This is a genomic window from Paraburkholderia sp. HD33-4 (genome assembly GCF_021390635.1).
GTDB lineage: Bacteria > Pseudomonadota > Gammaproteobacteria > Burkholderiales > Burkholderiaceae > Paraburkholderia.
On sequence record NZ_JAJEJS010000002.1, the window covers coordinates 2,286,645 to 2,300,379 of the forward strand.

At 61.8% G+C, this 13,735-nt stretch carries 14 protein-coding genes; 5 read left to right on the forward strand and 9 right to left on the reverse strand.

Going from position 1 to position 13,735, the window contains the following annotated elements; genetic code table 11:
* Positions 1 to 2 precede the first annotated feature (2 nt).
* Entirely contained in the window at positions 3 to 371 is a 369-nt protein-coding gene (locus L0U84_RS30300; RefSeq protein ID WP_233855746.1) for a hypothetical protein, read from the forward strand.
* A gap of 3 nt (positions 372 to 374) precedes the next feature.
* Here L0U84_RS30300 and L0U84_RS30305 read toward each other — a convergent pair whose 3' ends face one another.
* Positions 375 to 809, reverse strand: a complete 435-nt coding sequence (locus L0U84_RS30305; protein ID WP_233855747.1) for a VOC family protein — start codon at positions 807 to 809, stop codon at positions 375 to 377.
* Positions 810 to 977: 168 nt separating this feature from the next.
* On the opposite strand from L0U84_RS30305, the gene L0U84_RS30310 reads away from it, so the two are divergent.
* From L0U84_RS30310 to L0U84_RS30320, 3 genes are all read left to right on the forward strand, one after another.
* Complete coding sequence (locus L0U84_RS30310) at positions 978 to 1,853, forward strand: LysR family transcriptional regulator (protein WP_233855748.1); 876 nt, start codon at positions 978 to 980, stop codon at positions 1,851 to 1,853.
* Between the two features lie 210 nt (positions 1,854 to 2,063).
* Positions 2,064 to 2,702, forward strand: coding sequence for a LysE family translocator (locus L0U84_RS30315; protein ID WP_233855749.1), 639 nt, complete (start codon positions 2,064 to 2,066; stop codon positions 2,700 to 2,702).
* Between the two features lie 89 nt (positions 2,703 to 2,791).
* A complete protein-coding gene (locus L0U84_RS30320; protein WP_233855750.1) occupies positions 2,792 to 3,142 on the forward strand; it encodes a hypothetical protein in 351 nt (116 codons plus the stop codon).
* A 108-nt stretch (positions 3,143 to 3,250) separates the two neighbouring features.
* On the opposite strand, the gene L0U84_RS30325 is transcribed toward L0U84_RS30320, so the two are convergent.
* From L0U84_RS30325 to L0U84_RS30335, 3 genes are read right to left on the reverse strand one after another with little or no spacing between them, the layout of a single operon-like run.
* A complete protein-coding gene (locus L0U84_RS30325; RefSeq protein WP_233855751.1) occupies positions 3,251 to 4,495 on the reverse strand; it encodes a complex I 51 kDa subunit family protein in 1,245 nt (414 codons plus the stop codon).
* Between the two features lie 20 nt (positions 4,496 to 4,515).
* Positions 4,516 to 6,165, reverse strand: coding sequence for an FAD-binding protein (locus L0U84_RS30330; RefSeq protein ID WP_233855752.1), 1,650 nt, complete (start codon positions 6,163 to 6,165; stop codon positions 4,516 to 4,518).
* A gap of 15 nt (positions 6,166 to 6,180) precedes the next feature.
* Positions 6,181 to 6,819 (reverse strand): 4Fe-4S dicluster domain-containing protein, encoded by a 639-nt coding sequence (locus L0U84_RS30335; protein WP_233855753.1) that lies wholly within the window; start codon positions 6,817 to 6,819, stop codon positions 6,181 to 6,183.
* A gap of 102 nt (positions 6,820 to 6,921) precedes the next feature.
* On the opposite strand from L0U84_RS30335, the gene L0U84_RS30340 reads away from it, so the two are divergent.
* The gene (locus tag L0U84_RS30340) at positions 6,922 to 7,272 is read left to right on the forward strand and encodes an anion permease (RefSeq protein WP_233855754.1); all 351 of its coding nucleotides are present in this window, start codon (positions 6,922 to 6,924) and stop codon (positions 7,270 to 7,272) included.
* Between the two features lie 170 nt (positions 7,273 to 7,442).
* On the opposite strand, the gene L0U84_RS30345 is transcribed toward L0U84_RS30340, so the two are convergent.
* From L0U84_RS30345 to L0U84_RS30365, 5 genes are all read right to left on the reverse strand, one after another.
* The gene (locus L0U84_RS30345) at positions 7,443 to 8,978 is read right to left on the reverse strand and encodes a hypothetical protein (RefSeq protein ID WP_233855755.1); all 1,536 of its coding nucleotides are present in this window, start codon (positions 8,976 to 8,978) and stop codon (positions 7,443 to 7,445) included.
* A gap of 486 nt (positions 8,979 to 9,464) precedes the next feature.
* The gene (glnA, locus tag L0U84_RS30350; protein WP_233855756.1) at positions 9,465 to 10,970 is read right to left on the reverse strand and encodes a type I glutamate--ammonia ligase; all 1,506 of its coding nucleotides are present in this window, start codon (positions 10,968 to 10,970) and stop codon (positions 9,465 to 9,467) included.
* A gap of 87 nt (positions 10,971 to 11,057) precedes the next feature.
* Positions 11,058 to 11,261: a hypothetical protein gene (locus L0U84_RS30355; RefSeq protein ID WP_129957634.1), complete on the reverse strand. Its 204-nt coding sequence runs from the start codon at positions 11,259 to 11,261 to the stop codon at positions 11,058 to 11,060.
* 525 nt (positions 11,262 to 11,786) lie between these two features.
* Positions 11,787 to 11,951: an FmdB family zinc ribbon protein gene (locus L0U84_RS30360; protein ID WP_233855757.1), complete on the reverse strand. Its 165-nt coding sequence runs from the start codon at positions 11,949 to 11,951 to the stop codon at positions 11,787 to 11,789.
* A gap of 72 nt (positions 11,952 to 12,023) precedes the next feature.
* Positions 12,024 to 13,637 carry a methyl-accepting chemotaxis protein gene (locus L0U84_RS30365; RefSeq protein WP_233855758.1) on the reverse strand — a complete coding sequence of 538 codons (1,614 nt, stop codon included), beginning with the start codon at positions 13,635 to 13,637 and terminating at the stop codon, positions 12,024 to 12,026.
* Between the last annotated feature and the right edge of the window lie 98 nt (positions 13,638 to 13,735).

Genomic DNA, 13,735 nt, shown 5'->3' on the forward strand with positions numbered 1-13,735 from the left:
GATTGAATCTCGCTTATGCTAGATCGGTAGCACCAACACCTGCATGGCGCGAAAATGGCGGAATTGTCAGGAAGCTTATTGAAAGCAAATGCGCTATTTTTAAAGGTGAAGCACGCTCGCCGAATTTAAGGCGAATTAGGCGTCAAGCAAACGTTTGTCGAATAAATTTACGCGCAGTTAATGGAACGTTTGCTGATACGCGGCATGATTTTCGTTCGAAATATTATGAAACATGCTTTCAGATTGATTCGCAAAGCGGGACGATTTTGCTCCGCGCGGCCCTTCCCCTTCAACGAAAAAGGCCGGTCAACCTGAATGGTCGACCGGCCTTCTCATTTGCAGCTATCCGTGTTCTGGCATCACGCCCGTGACGCTTATTTGGCGAACAGCGACGACATATCGGCGAACGCCTTGAATTCGAGCGCATTGCCCGACGGATCGAGGAAGAACATCGTGGCCTGCTCGCCGACCTCGCCCTTGAAGCGCACGTGCGGCTCGATGATGAATTCGATGCCGGCCTTCTGCAGTTTGTCCGCGACGGCCTGCCATTGCTCCATCGACAGCACCGCGCCGAAGTGGCGCACCGGCACCGCGTCGCCATCTACCGCGCTGGTATGACGGTGACCGATTTCGTCCGGCGCCAGATGCGCGACGATCTGATGACCGTAGAAATTGAAATCGACCCACGCGTCCGAACTGCGCCCTTCCGGACAGCCGAGCAATTCGCCGTAGAACTCGCGCGCGGCGGCGAGGCTATGAACAGGAAACGCCAGATGGAACGGCGGCAAAGCGGTTTCGGCAACGCTCATGGTGGTAAGACTCGCTGGGTGGGTGTGGGGATGGATTGCGACTGGCACGATCGGCACGATCGGCACGACTGGCAATCGGCTCAGAACAAGCAAAGTTTAACCATGAATAAAAATGCTGAGAAACGATATATATTTGATCTGACCATCACCAAAATCGATTGATCGATCATGCTCAGCGAGTTGAAAACCTTCATCGCCGTCAGCCAGTACGGCACGTTTTCCGGCGCGGGCGCGCGCATCGGGCTCACGCAATCGGCCGTCAGCGCGCAGATGCAGCGGCTCGAGCAGGAACTCGGCTTCCAGTTGTTCGACCGCACCGGCCGCTCGGCGACGCTCAACGCGGCGGGCCGCGAAACGCTCGCGCTCGCCGAGGAAATGATGACGCTCTACGCGCGGCTCTCGGAGCGCAGCGGCGGCGCCGCCGAAAGCGGCATGCTACGGGTCGGCGCGATCGCGTCCGCGCAGGTATCGCTGCTTGCCGACGCGCTCGCGCGCTTTCGCGACGACCGTCCCGGCTGGCGGATTCGCGTGGTGCCGGGCGTGTCGCTGGGGCTGCTCGGTCAGGTCGACTCGGGAGAACTCGATCTGGCCGTCATCATCAAGCCGCCGTTCGCGCTGCCGTCGGAGCTCGAATGGCGCACGCTGGTCGCCGAACCGTTCGTGCTGCTCGCACCGAAAAAGCTCGCGCGCGGCGGGCGCTCGTGGCGCGAACTGCTGCGCAGCGAGCCGTTCATCCGCTACGACCGCACGTCGTTCGGCGGGCGGCTCGTCGACCGTTTTCTGCGTCGCGCGCGCCTTGGCGTGCGCGACGCGGTCGAGCTGGACGAATTGCAGGCGATCGTGCAACTGGTCGCGCGCGGCATGGGTGTCGCGCTGATTCCCAATACGGCCGGGCTCGGCAAATGGCCGGCGAGCGTCGTGGCACTCGAACTCGGCGATGCGACCTTCGAGCGTGAGATCGGGCTCGTGCTGCGGCCGCGGCACAGCCGGCCGCTGGTCGCCGATGCGTTGGCGGAGTGTATTGCGGGCGCGGCGGAGAGTTGAGCGCGTTGCGCGGCGCGTTCTATGCGCGTTCTATGCGAGTTCGATTGGGGTTCCATTCGCGTTCGAAGCGAGTGTGCTGCCCTACGGACGCGCAACTGTATCTGTGAGTTGCGCGTGACGGCGCGCAGAATCGTCGCTTCATTCAATCGGCTGGTGTGACGCATTGCGTCGCATTGCCAAACTCGTGCCCCGCCCTTACCTCTGCCCGCCATGATCGCCAGCCCTCTGCTCACCGCCGATGTCCTGATCGCCTACAGCGCCTATTTCGTCGGCACCGCGAGCCCTGGACCGAGCAATCTCGCGATAATGTCGCTCGCGATGAGCGCGGGCCGGCGCGCGGCGCTGGTGTTCGCACTCGGCGTGGTGTCGGGCTCGTTTTCATGGGCGTTGCTCGCGTCGCTCGGGTTGTCGGCGGTGCTCGCCACCTACTCCGAATGCCTCGTCGCGATCCGGATCGCGGGCGGACTGTATCTGCTATGGCTCGGCTTCAAGTCCGCGCGCTCGGCGTTGAGCGCCGGCAAGCCGGTCGCGAGCGCGGCGCGCGTCGACGAACCGCTCGGGCGGCTCTATCTGCGCGGCCTTTTGCTGCATCTGACGAATCCGAAAGCGGTACTCGTGTGGCTGTCGATCGTGTCGCTCGCGATGTCGCCGGTACATGGCGCCGCGCACGTGATGCCGGTCGTGCTGGGCTGCATGGTGATCGGCGCGACGGTGTTCAGCAGCTACGCGATGCTGTTTTCGACGGCGTCCGCGCGGCGCATCTATTCGGCGATCCGGCGCTGGCTCGATGGCTCGCTTGCGGTGATGTTCGGAGTTGCGGGGATCAAGTTGCTGACGTCGAAGAGTTAAGGTGGATTGGGCGCTTCCAGACCGCGCTCTGCGATACTGGCGGCTCAGTTCCATCAACGACGGCTGCTAGCGCACCCAACCACGAATCGATGAACGGCAACGACCACGACGCATCTTCCTCCACCCAACGCTCGCCGCTGCAAAAGCGGCTCTATTGCACCGGCGCGGCGATCCTGGTCGTCAGCCTGATCGCCGCGGTGCTCATCTACATCAGCGCGCCGCCGCCCGATAGCGCGGTCGCAATGTACGGCATGGTCGATCCGCGCTACCAGATCGAGCTACAGCAAATCGGCGGCAACGCGGCAGTGCTGATGGCGCAGTTGCATCAATGGTTCGATAGCTTGTGGCATGGCTCAAGGCTGGCTTATACGGTCGCTGTGCTCGGTGCCGCGCTTGCGGCCGGGTGTTTCTTCATCGGCCATTTTTTCGCGGATGAGTGAGCGACCTGCCCGAAGCGAGACCCCGACTATTTTTTGGCCGCCGCTAGCGCGTCCTCTTTAGTTCCTTTTTTCAGGCATCACGCCGTTCGTCCAAAAAACGACAACCCCTCAAGCCATCAACAGCGCTTCATATTCCGCGCGGAACTGGTCGATGGAACTCTCCACCACCGTCACCGCGCCGTCGATCAAACCGCAGCGCCCACTGCCGGGAAGAACGCGGCACAGGTTCTCCAGTGCCTCCAGATCGGCACGCACACCGCGGCCCGTATCGAGCCGGTTCAGAAGCCGCATCATCTGAAACGTTCCGCCCTTGCACGGCGGGCACTGGCCGCAAGAACCCTGCGCGAAGAAGTTCACGTAATCCGCGACCTTGCGCACGATGCTCGTGCCTTCCGACACCACGATCATCGCGCCCGTCCCCAGACGCGAACGGCGTTGACGCACCGAGTCGAAGTCCAGTGCAACGTCGAGGTCGCGCTTCGTCAGCAAGGTGTTGGATGGGCCGCCCGTGAAGACCGCCTTGAACTCCTTGCCCTGCAGCATGCCGCCGCCGTGCTGAAACACCAGCGTCTCGAGGCTCGTGCCCATCGGCAGTTCATACAGACCGGGATGCAGTACATCGCCCGAAAGCGAATAGAGCTTGGTGCCGGCCGCGTTCCCCACTCCGAGGTCGCGATACCACTGCGCGCCGTGGCGCAGGATCCCGGGCACATGCGCGAGCGTCTCGACGTTGTTGACGATGGTCGGGGCGCCGTGCGCGCCCTGCTCGGCCGGGAATGGCGGCTTGCGCCGCGGAAACGGAAAGCCGCCTTCGACGCTGGCGATCACCGCCGTCTCCTCGCCGCCGATGTACAACCCCGAACTCGGCACGACGCCAAGCGATACAGGTGCGCCGATCCAACGTTCGACGGCGGCGAATTGCGCGTGCCCCGACCATTGCCTGACCGCCTCGCGAGTCACGGCGAGCGACCCCGTTTGATGCGGATTCACGTACAGAACGACATGGTTGGCCCGCGTCGCCACCGCGGCAATCAGCGCGCCCTCGATCACCTGATGCGGGGTGTGTTCGAGCAGAAAGCGGTCCTTGAAGGTGCCCGGCTCGTCTTCGTTGCCGTTGCAGATGACGTACTTGTCGCCGTCAGGGGCGGCCGCGACCGGCGCCCACTTTCGATGTGCGGGGAAGCCTGCGCCTCCCATTCCACGCAAATCGGCCTGGGCGATCGCGGCGATGATTGCCGCCGGATCTTCGAGCGCTTTGGCGAGTCCCTCGCCGCCGCCGCGCGCGAACCACGCATCGAGGTCGGCGCCGACACGGAAATCGTCCCTCATCAAGCACTGATTCAGCGTTTGCATCGCGTGCTCCGTGGTTCGCCTCACCGGATGCCGCCGATCACACGGCCGCGCGCGCTCGCGCGCAATCCCGCATCGACTCGCAGATCGAAATGGGCATAGGCGGGAAAGAGCTGCGGCGCCTTCACGTGAAGCGGCAGTCCCGCCAGCGTCAGCTCCCTCTGCCACGCATGCACGTGACCGATCCCGGCGCGGTTCGCCATCACCCACTCCGTCGATTGCGCCGCCTTCGCGCCGGCACGGCGCCCCATGCTCAGAATGTCGAGCAGCGCGTTTCCCATCAAGCGGTTGCGGCCGTGGATGCCGCCCGTCACCTCGCCGACACAGAAAAGCCCGGGGACGTTCGTGGCGCCGTCTTTGTCGATGGCGACGCCGCCGTTCTGATAGTGGAGCGTGGGATAAACGAGGAAGGGCTCCTGCGCCGCATCGATGCCGCACTTGCGCGCGAGATGGCGAAGCGTGACGAGGCGCTTCGCGAGTATCCCGGGATGCTCGATTTCGAGTGTCGGCGTATCGAGGAACACGCCGGCCTGGCCGTCGCGCTCGATGCCGCGACCCAGCGCGCACTCGCGCAGGATCGCCGATGCGACCACGTCGCGCGGCTTGAGCTCGTCGACGAAACGTTCCCCTTCGCCGTTCAGGAGTCTCGCCCCCGCCGAGCGCGCCGCCTCGGAAATCAGGCCGCCCGCCAGATGATGCGGATAGGCGATGCCGGTCGGATGGTACTGGAACGAGTCGAGCTCGCGCAGCCGCGCGCCGATCCGATAGGCGAGCACCAGGCCGTCGGCGGTGGCGCCGTAGTGGTTCGAGGTTGGAAACGAATTCAGGTGCAGTCGCCCGGCGCCGCCGGTGGCGAGTATCACGGCGCGCGCGCGCACCAGCACGAAAGTACGCCATTCGAGGTTGTAGATCACCGCTCCGGCGCAGCCGCCGCGCTCGTCGGACAGCAGCTCGACCAGAGGGCAGCGGTTCCACAACTCGATGCCCGGGTCGAGGTCCACCGCCTCGCGCAACACGCGCATCATTTCGAGGCCGGTATAGTCCCGATACGACAGAATGCGCGCCGCCGACGCGCCTCCGGGCTTCTTGCGCATCAGGTTGCCGCCCAGCGGCTGGTCCTCTTCCAGATCGAACATCATGCCGAGCTGGATCAGCCAGCGAATCACATCGGGGCCGTCCATCACCATCTGGGCCACGAGCTCGGGTTCGCCGCAGAAATGTCCGGCGCGAAGCGTGTCCTCGAAGTGCAGTTGCGGGCTGTCGTCCTCGCCGATGGCCGCCTGGATGCCGCCTTCGGCCATCACGGTGTTGCTGTCGCCGAGGCGCAGCTTGGTGGCGAGGATCACGCGCGCGCCCTGCTTCGCCGCCGTGAGCGCCGCTGCACAACCTCCACCACCGCCGCCGATCACCAGCACATCGGTCGTCATCAGCTGCGCGCCGGCAATATCGACATCATCGATCAGCGCGTTGGCCTGCAAATGGCGCGCGAGATCGGGCTGACAGGGCTCTCCGCTATTGACCCCGACACTCAGCGCGACCCGCGCATGCGGCCCATGATCGGGGTGATAGGCCTTCAGCAGTTCGTCGACCGGGACGTCGTCGGCGCGCAACGAGGCCGCCATCCCGGGTTGGTAGCGCTGTCGCGCGTTCTCGTAGGGTATGCCGACGGACACGATGATCCGCTCCGCTCAGCGCGGCGGTTGCGCGCCCGGCGCATCGAAGTCGATCGTCATTTCACCGCTGTCGATCTGCTGCAGCCGCCGCATCAGATTGGACGGACGCAGCGAAAGCGATGCGATCATGCGGCGCACGAACACACCCAGATGGTTGGGCCGGATATGCTCGGGGCATGCGAGTGTGCACAGGTTGCACATCACGCATTCGTCGAACACCTGGCTCGATGCGCTCAGATTGCCCTCCACCGCCAGGTTCACGCCGCGCTGCACGTCCAGCCCCTTCGGACAGGCGCGATCGCAACCACTGCAATGACGGCAATGCGAGGCTTCGGGGAAGATTTCGGCGATCTTGCTGAGCGCCTGCCAACTGTCGCCGATATCTTCGATGCGATAGAAGTGGCGTACCGACTCGGTGAAGTAACCGAGGAACGCGACCTGCATGCCGTCTTCGACGAGGGTCTCGCAGGCGAGCGCGGTTTTGACTTCCTGCTCGCCGCTGCGTCGCACCATCACACGGCAGGAGCCGCACACACCCTGCGACATGCAGCCGACACCCTCGACAAGGGTCTGCCCCGCATGCCCGATGGCCTGCAGAATCGAGCAATTGCCCGGCGCCTGAATCTCGCGCCCTTCGATACTCACGCGAACCATGGCCTCGCACTCTCCTGGCGCGTCGTGAACTCTTCACTGGCGAACGCGCAAAAAAGGTCATATAAACCTTAGCACAAGGACGGTTACGAGAACGGGCATGGCATGAAAACTTTCTGGAAGGCCGTCGCTCCTCTGATCGTGGCGATCGTGATCGGACTGATTCCCGCGCCCCCCGGTCTCGCGCAACACGCGTGGTATTACTTCGCGATATTCGCGGGCGTGATCGTCGGGCTGATGCTGGAGCCCATTCCGGGCGCTGCGATCGGGCTTATCGCGGTGACGCTCGTCGCCGTGTTCAGCGAGTGGGTGTTCTTCAGTCTCGCACAACTTGCCAGGCCCAATTTCAATGTCGCGAATGCGAGCCTCGGCTGGGCGCCTGCTGTGAAGTTTGAGGCCGCTGTCGGTCCTCGTGCCGTATCGGACCAAAGTCCGATTGTCAGCAGCAAGGAATGAATGCCAGGCACTGCGACGTCTCACGCTACCGCGTTTCGAGAACTACGCAAATCCGCTCCGCTCTACTGATCTTCCAATTCATGATCGGCTCGTCGAGCCAATCATGAAAGCGCTTGCGCCGCTCCTGCTTCGAGAGAGCGCGACCAATTGCGTCGTTCTTCTAACACGCACTAACCGGAAAAATGCGGATTGATCGTGTCGTGAAACGGCGGAAGCCACGCGGGCCGCCCGAGCGTGACGTGCGCATTCCAGTGCATTTGGTGTGCAGCAACGCCAGTCCCCGCATCGCCGCAGCCCGTGACGAACGCAATATGCCCCACCAGCGGACGCCGTATCGCAATGAAGCGGACGCCCTCCGGCATCGGCAATGCCCGCACGCCATAGACGCTCTGCAGTTGCCCGTTGGTATCGGCAACCGTGAATTTCCCCATGTAGGTGTTCGCCCATCCGCCGCAGTCGAACTTCGAATCGATCATCAACGCCGGACTATCGGCCGACACTTCGCGAGGCTCCAGCCTGATGGAAAGCATGACGAGCGCAGCAATCAGCGCTGCCACAGGAATGGCACGTCGCTGCTGAAACAGGCGCTGGATAAATAAGAATCCTAGCAGTGCATACGCAGGCATCACCCAGGTGAAGTAATGGATATTGCCATATCGCCAGATCCCACTGGGCAAAAGATCGACGTATGCGACATACAGGCAGGTGTAGACCACCGTGGCCGCGGCGAGCAGCCAGATCACCGCCTCACGCCGGGACGCCCGATGAATCTGGCGCGCCAACAGCAGCAATAACGCGGGAAGAGCTAACGCAATCCACGGCGCACGCTGCAGGATGCCGCGGCCTTCCGCAAACCATGGATACGGATCGAAAAAGACCACATACGATTTCCATGGAAAATTCCAGAACACAAAACCGATCTTTGCCGATTGTTCGAAATAGTCCGTGGTATGAAAATGATAAATCCGCAGATAAACGAGCACGTAGGGAACGACAATGCATAGCCCTCCGTATATCGCTGAAACCAGGTGGTGGACAACAGGGCGCTTCTCAATCCAGTCGCATAGCAGCATCGCAAGCAGGGCAATCCCCGGCACCAGCACGTCGACGGGATGGATCGCCATCACGCTGGCCGCGAGCAGACCGACCACGAAATAGCGCCGCTTCGCGGGCGTCCGTTCGGGCTGCAATACATAATGGCCGGTCAGCCACAAACTGATCCAGATGAGCGCGGCGACCGGGATGGTCGTCCATGGAACGACCCAATGCTGAAACAATTCGGGATCGCAAACGCTCGCGCCCAAAAACAGCAACACTGCCAGGACCGGATGGGCGCCCACGCAGCGTGCGAAACCGATAAAAGCAAAATAGCAGCCCAGTAGCGCAAGCAGGTTCGGCACAAAAAATGGATGAACTGGCGTGATCCCAACGAATAACGCGCCGATTGCGCTATATCCGAGCGGGTAGACGTAAAGCCCTACAGAAAAATCCCGATGCAATAAAGCCGTCGCCGATTTCAGGTAATTCGATTGGTCCCACCAGGTCCACCAGCCATCGATGGTCGTAGTCGGCAACGCTGGATTCGCAAAATAGACTTTGACATAGAGTGCGGCGATCAGTACCGCGCCTGCCACAGAGATCCATCGGCTGATTGCCGAGCTACCGACACCCTGAATCAATGGGGACGTCAATGACTTGATTTGCATGATCGTGCTTGTATTGAAAGTGCTGGCGGTACGCCCGCATTTCTCGTTGTTTTCTTCAACTCGTGAATCGTGCGATTATAAAGAACTTGTGTGAAGCAGGTACTGCGTATTGAATATGCGCAGTACCTGTCGGAGGGGAAGTCAGGCTAACGCCCAGCCTCGAGACGCAATACCGAAATCGCTTCTTTCAGCACGACGGCCTGCCCCTCCAGCGACTTTGCTGCGGCCACCGTTTGCTCGACAGGTTAAACAATTGAAGTAGGGGCCCGGAGGTCGCTGAAGATCGACTGCGGATTTGGCGAGTCGCGACGCACGGACTCCACCGCGGTTGTTCTTCGCGATCTTGTTGCGGAATGCAAGAAAAGGGCACTGGCTTGTTGGCGATGATGGAATTCGCCGGTGAGGTCACCGTGTGTGCACCGAACGGTCTTCTCCATGCTCATGCTTGTTCACGCCTTGCCCGTACTTCAAAATTCCTGACACGCTCTAGATATCGAAGTACAGATAAAACTCCCATGGATGCGGACGCAATTTGATGGTGTCGATCTCGCGACTGCGCTTGTAATCGATCCACGTCTGGATCACGTCGTCGGTAAAGACATCGCCTTTGCGCAAAAACGTGTTATCGGTTTCGAGCGCGGCGAGCGCTGCTTCGAGAGAGCCCGGCACCTGCCGGATATTGCGGGCTTCTTCGGGCGGCAGGTCGTAGATATTGCGGTCGAGCGGCTCGCCGGGATCGGTCTTATTTTCAATGCCGTCGAGGCCGGCCATCAGCATCGCGGCGAAAGCAAGATATGCGTTGGCCGACGGGTCCGGACAGCGGAATTCGACGCGCCGCGCGTTCGGCGAATCCGAATACATCGGGATGCGCGCGGCGGCCGAACGGTTGCGTTGCGACATCGCCAGATTGACGGGTGCCTCATACCCCGGCACCAGGCGTTTGTAGGAGTTCGTGGTCGGCGCGCAGAAGGCCATCAACGCGGGCGCGTGCTGCAGCAATCCGCCGATGTACCAGCGGCACATGTCCGAAGTCAGCGCCCAGCCGCCCGCGTCGTAAAAGAGGTTCTGTTCGTCTTTCCACAGGCTCTGGTGACAATGCATGCCACTCGCGTTGTCGGCGAACAGCGGTTTCGGCATGAAGGTCGCAACCTTGCCGTGCCGACGCGCGACGTTCTTGCAGATGTACTTGTAGATCATCACGTTGTCGGCCATGCGGGTCAGCGTCGCGAAGCGCATGTCGATCTCGTTCTGTCCCGCGGTCGCGACTTCGTGGTGATGCACTTCGATCTGTACGCCCGCCTGCTGAAGCGTCAGCGCGATTTCCGAGCGGATCTCCTGCAGCGTGTCATGAGGGGGCGTCGGGAAATAGCCCTCCTTATAGCGCTGCTTGTAGCCGAGGTTGCCGCCCCCGTATGCGCCCTCGTCGCGACCGGTGGTCCAGTCGCCCTCGCCCGACTCGACGTAGTAATAGCCGCAATGCTGATCCTGGCCATAGCGAATCGAGTCGAAGATGAAGAACTCGAGCTCAGGTCCGAAATAACACGTCGTCGCGATGCCCGTCTGGCGCAGATAGTTCTCCGCCTTTTTGGCCACGTAGCGCGGATCACGCGAATACGGCTGCCGCAGCACGGGATCGACCACGTCGCAGATGATCGACAGCGTCGGCGTGCCACAAGCCGGGTCGACGAACGCCGTTGCCGGGTCGGGCCGCAGCAGCATGTCGGACTCGTGGATCTCCTGAAAGCCACGGATCGATGAACCATCGAAACCGATGCCGTCGCCGAACAGGTCGTCATGAACTTCGGGAAGCGTGATCGAGAAATGCTGCCAGAGTCCGGGCAGATCGGTGAATTTCAGATCGACGATCTGGATGTCGCGCTCCTTCACCAGGTCGATCACTTCGCTCGCGTTTTGCGGGCGCTTGACGCGATAGCTGCCCGCTTCGGCGGACACCGCAAACGGCGATCCGGTGGTTCCTTGCGTACTGGCCATGAACTGTGTCCTCTTCCGCCCCCTTTGCCGCCCGTTTGCTTATAGTCCAACACTAGTACGTCCGCGCGCGAAAACAAGGCAGCGGACCTAGCGGTCTTGCGCCAGCGCCTTTAAGTGGGCCTCCCCGGCATCCCGGGCAGCGGCGGAGGTCGCATACGTCTCGTCCGAAACGAGCGAGCGTTTGACTTCGCGAGCCCCGAAGTCGACCAGCGTGATCACCCAGACATGCTCGCCACCCTGCTCGGCCGTCTGCACGAAAGCGCGCACGTCACCCTTGTCGTCTGATTTCATCGTGATCTCCTTGTGGAAGAGTCGCGCGGGAAAAGGGCTGCGCGACAATGAAGCCGTTCGCGAGCCGCGGGGCGTTCCTCAGGGCGCGCGTAACTTGATGTTAGGCAATGGAATCGCTCAATTGACGGTTTTCTCGCGACGAGGCCGGGCATCGCTTATGCGTTCGGCGTTTCGAGTTTTCGTCGTAAACGAGTGAGGTAGATCCAAACGACTCGCGCCATGGATAGGAAAAAACGACGGCATCGAACCCCAGCCGGTTGAGCGTCTCAGGAAGCAATTCGTAACGGACCAGACGGCTCACCGTAATCGATGCGCAGACCTCGGCAGTGCGCGCGCGAACTCATCCGGATCGAGATAGCGACGCGGCCCCGCCAGATTCTTCTCGCGAGAGAACCCGCAGAAGTCGCATGCCGCGTTGCAAACGTTCGTTACCGACACGTCGCACACCGCAGGACCTCGCCAAGAACGATGCGGGCGCATCACACTTCCTGCGCCCGATTTTACCTTCGCACGGTCGGACAGATTTCAGCTCTTTCTGGACGTTTTCGGCACAAATGGCGTGGGTATGTGCTGAACCTTCTCGCTTCCGCACTTCGGACAAGCCGGATGAGCGTTTTCATGTTCAGCAAGATGCTCGGCATGTTCGAACATCTCACCGCACTTCTCGCACTTGTACCGGTAAGTCGGCATGGCATTCCTCCAACGAGAATTCCGCACGTCGTGCAGACCAGATTCGGTCCACGACGTCGGCAATAACTCATTCTAGTGCAGGAAAGTGTGGGAAGACCGGTCACCTACCAGCCGAAATACCTGCACGGCATCTTCCAGCGTGCTCGCCTGTTCCTGCATGCTGGCGGCTGCGGCCGCCACCTGCTCGACGAGGGCAACGTTTTGCTGAAGCCTTTCATCCATCTGCCCGATCGCGCGGTTGACTTCGCCGATGCCGGTACTTTGCTCGTTGCTCGCATGGGTAATCTCACCCATCAGGCTGACCACGCTATCGACCGCCGTGACGATTTCGGTCATCCCCCGACCGGCCTGGTCGACCAGTTCGCCGCCCGCATTGACGTTGCCAACCGAGTCGTCGATCAGCGCCTTGATTTCCTTGGCGGCCATGGCGCTGCGTTGGGCCAGATTGCGCACTTCGGCGGCGACTACCGCAAAGCCGCGGCCCTGGTCGCCGGCGCGTGCCGCCTCGACGGCCGCGTTCAAAGCCAGGATGTTGGTCTGAAAGGCGATCGAGTCGATCATGCTGATGATGTCGACGATCTTGTGCGAACTGCCGCGGATCAACGACATGGTGGTGACCACATGGCCCACCACATTGCCGCCTTTGACCGCGAGATCGGAGGCCGACGCGATGTGCTGGTTGGCGTGTGCAGCGCGTTCGGCATTGGCGCGGACCATCGCCGTCAATTGCTCCATCGTCGATGCGGTTTGCTCGAGCGAGCCAGCCTGCGCCTCGGTGCGGGAGGAAAGCTCCGCGTTGCCGGCCGCGATTTCGCGCGCCCCCGTCGCGATCATGTCGGAGGCACGTCGCACGTTGCCGACTACCGAGGCCAAACCGACACTGATGCCGTTCATCGCCTGCATCAATTGGCCCAGTTCATCGCGCCGGCTAACATGCACCTGGGCGGTCAGGTCGCCGGCCGCCATTTTTTCCGCGGCTGCCTTCGCTTCGAGCAACTGCATGCCGAGACCGCGCCGGGTCGTCACGTAGACCAGCGCGCTGACCAGTAGCGCGCCGAGTAGCCCGAAGCCCATCGCCCAGCTTTGCTGCAGAGTGGGCAACGCCGCCACCGGGCTCGATCGGTCGGGGGTGGTCGCTGCCTGCAGCAGCCGACCATAGCCCAGCAGGAGTACGGTATTCGCGGCCAGGGTCAGCAGCGCGAGCCGGGCTCCGATCGACAGGTTCCACACTTCACTGACATCGAGGCCGACGTACAGCGCGCCGACTACCTCGCCAGAACCGTCGCGGATCGGCTCGTAGCGTGTCATGTATTGCTTGCCGAATAGCGTGGCGTAACCGGTGTAGGGCTGCCCGTTGCGCAGCATCCGATAGCCGGGGTGCGAGCGGTCGAGCACCGTGCCCACGGCCCGCTCGCCGGTTTGCCTTTTGACCGAAGTGGCGACGCGCACGAAGTCGTCGCCTATCGCGACGAATAACGTGCCCGTCGCACGGGTGTTGTCGGTGAAGCGGTCCACTTCGCCGTAATTGAGGTTCAGCAGCGTGTTCCCGTTCAGCAGCCTGGGGGTCATGACGCCGAGGATGTCCACACCGCTTGATGCGTCGCGTGTAAATGGAGCGGGAAAATACCCGGCGAGCGTACGCGCGTGACGGCGCACCTGGGCCTTGAGCGGCAGCAGAGAGTACATGAAGTGAACCCCCGTCGACTGGCTCAGCGAGCCAATGAATTGGACGTTTTATTTTGAATTCATTAGACAGAATATTGCATGAGATGGCAATAGAGTGT

Excerpts from the sequence above, each read along its gene's own strand:
- L0U84_RS30310 (WP_233855748.1), top strand. The coding sequence starts at position 978 with ATGCTCAGCGAGTTGAAAACCTTCATCGCCGTCAGCCAGTACGGCACG.
- L0U84_RS30315 (WP_233855749.1), top strand. The coding sequence starts at position 2,064 with ATGATCGCCAGCCCTCTGCTCACCGCCGATGTCCTGATCGCCTACAGC.
- L0U84_RS30340 (WP_233855754.1), top strand. The coding sequence starts at position 6,922 with ATGAAAACTTTCTGGAAGGCCGTCGCTCCTCTGATCGTGGCGATCGTG.
- L0U84_RS30320 (WP_233855750.1), top strand. The coding sequence starts at position 2,792 with ATGAACGGCAACGACCACGACGCATCTTCCTCCACCCAACGCTCGCCG.
- L0U84_RS30355 (WP_129957634.1), bottom strand. The coding sequence starts at position 11,261 with ATGAAATCAGACGACAAGGGTGACGTGCGCGCTTTCGTGCAGACGGCC.
- glnA (WP_233855756.1), bottom strand. The coding sequence starts at position 10,970 with ATGGCCAGTACGCAAGGAACCACCGGATCGCCGTTTGCGGTGTCCGCC.
- L0U84_RS30325 (WP_233855751.1), bottom strand. The coding sequence starts at position 4,495 with ATGCAAACGCTGAATCAGTGCTTGATGAGGGACGATTTCCGTGTCGGC.
- L0U84_RS30360 (WP_233855757.1), bottom strand. The coding sequence starts at position 11,951 with ATGCCGACTTACCGGTACAAGTGCGAGAAGTGCGGTGAGATGTTCGAA.
- L0U84_RS30335 (WP_233855753.1), bottom strand. The coding sequence starts at position 6,819 with ATGGTTCGCGTGAGTATCGAAGGGCGCGAGATTCAGGCGCCGGGCAAT.
- L0U84_RS30305 (WP_233855747.1), bottom strand. The coding sequence starts at position 809 with ATGAGCGTTGCCGAAACCGCTTTGCCGCCGTTCCATCTGGCGTTTCCT.
- L0U84_RS30365 (WP_233855758.1), bottom strand. The coding sequence starts at position 13,637 with ATGTACTCTCTGCTGCCGCTCAAGGCCCAGGTGCGCCGTCACGCGCGT.
- L0U84_RS30345 (WP_233855755.1), bottom strand. The coding sequence starts at position 8,978 with ATGCAAATCAAGTCATTGACGTCCCCATTGATTCAGGGTGTCGGTAGC.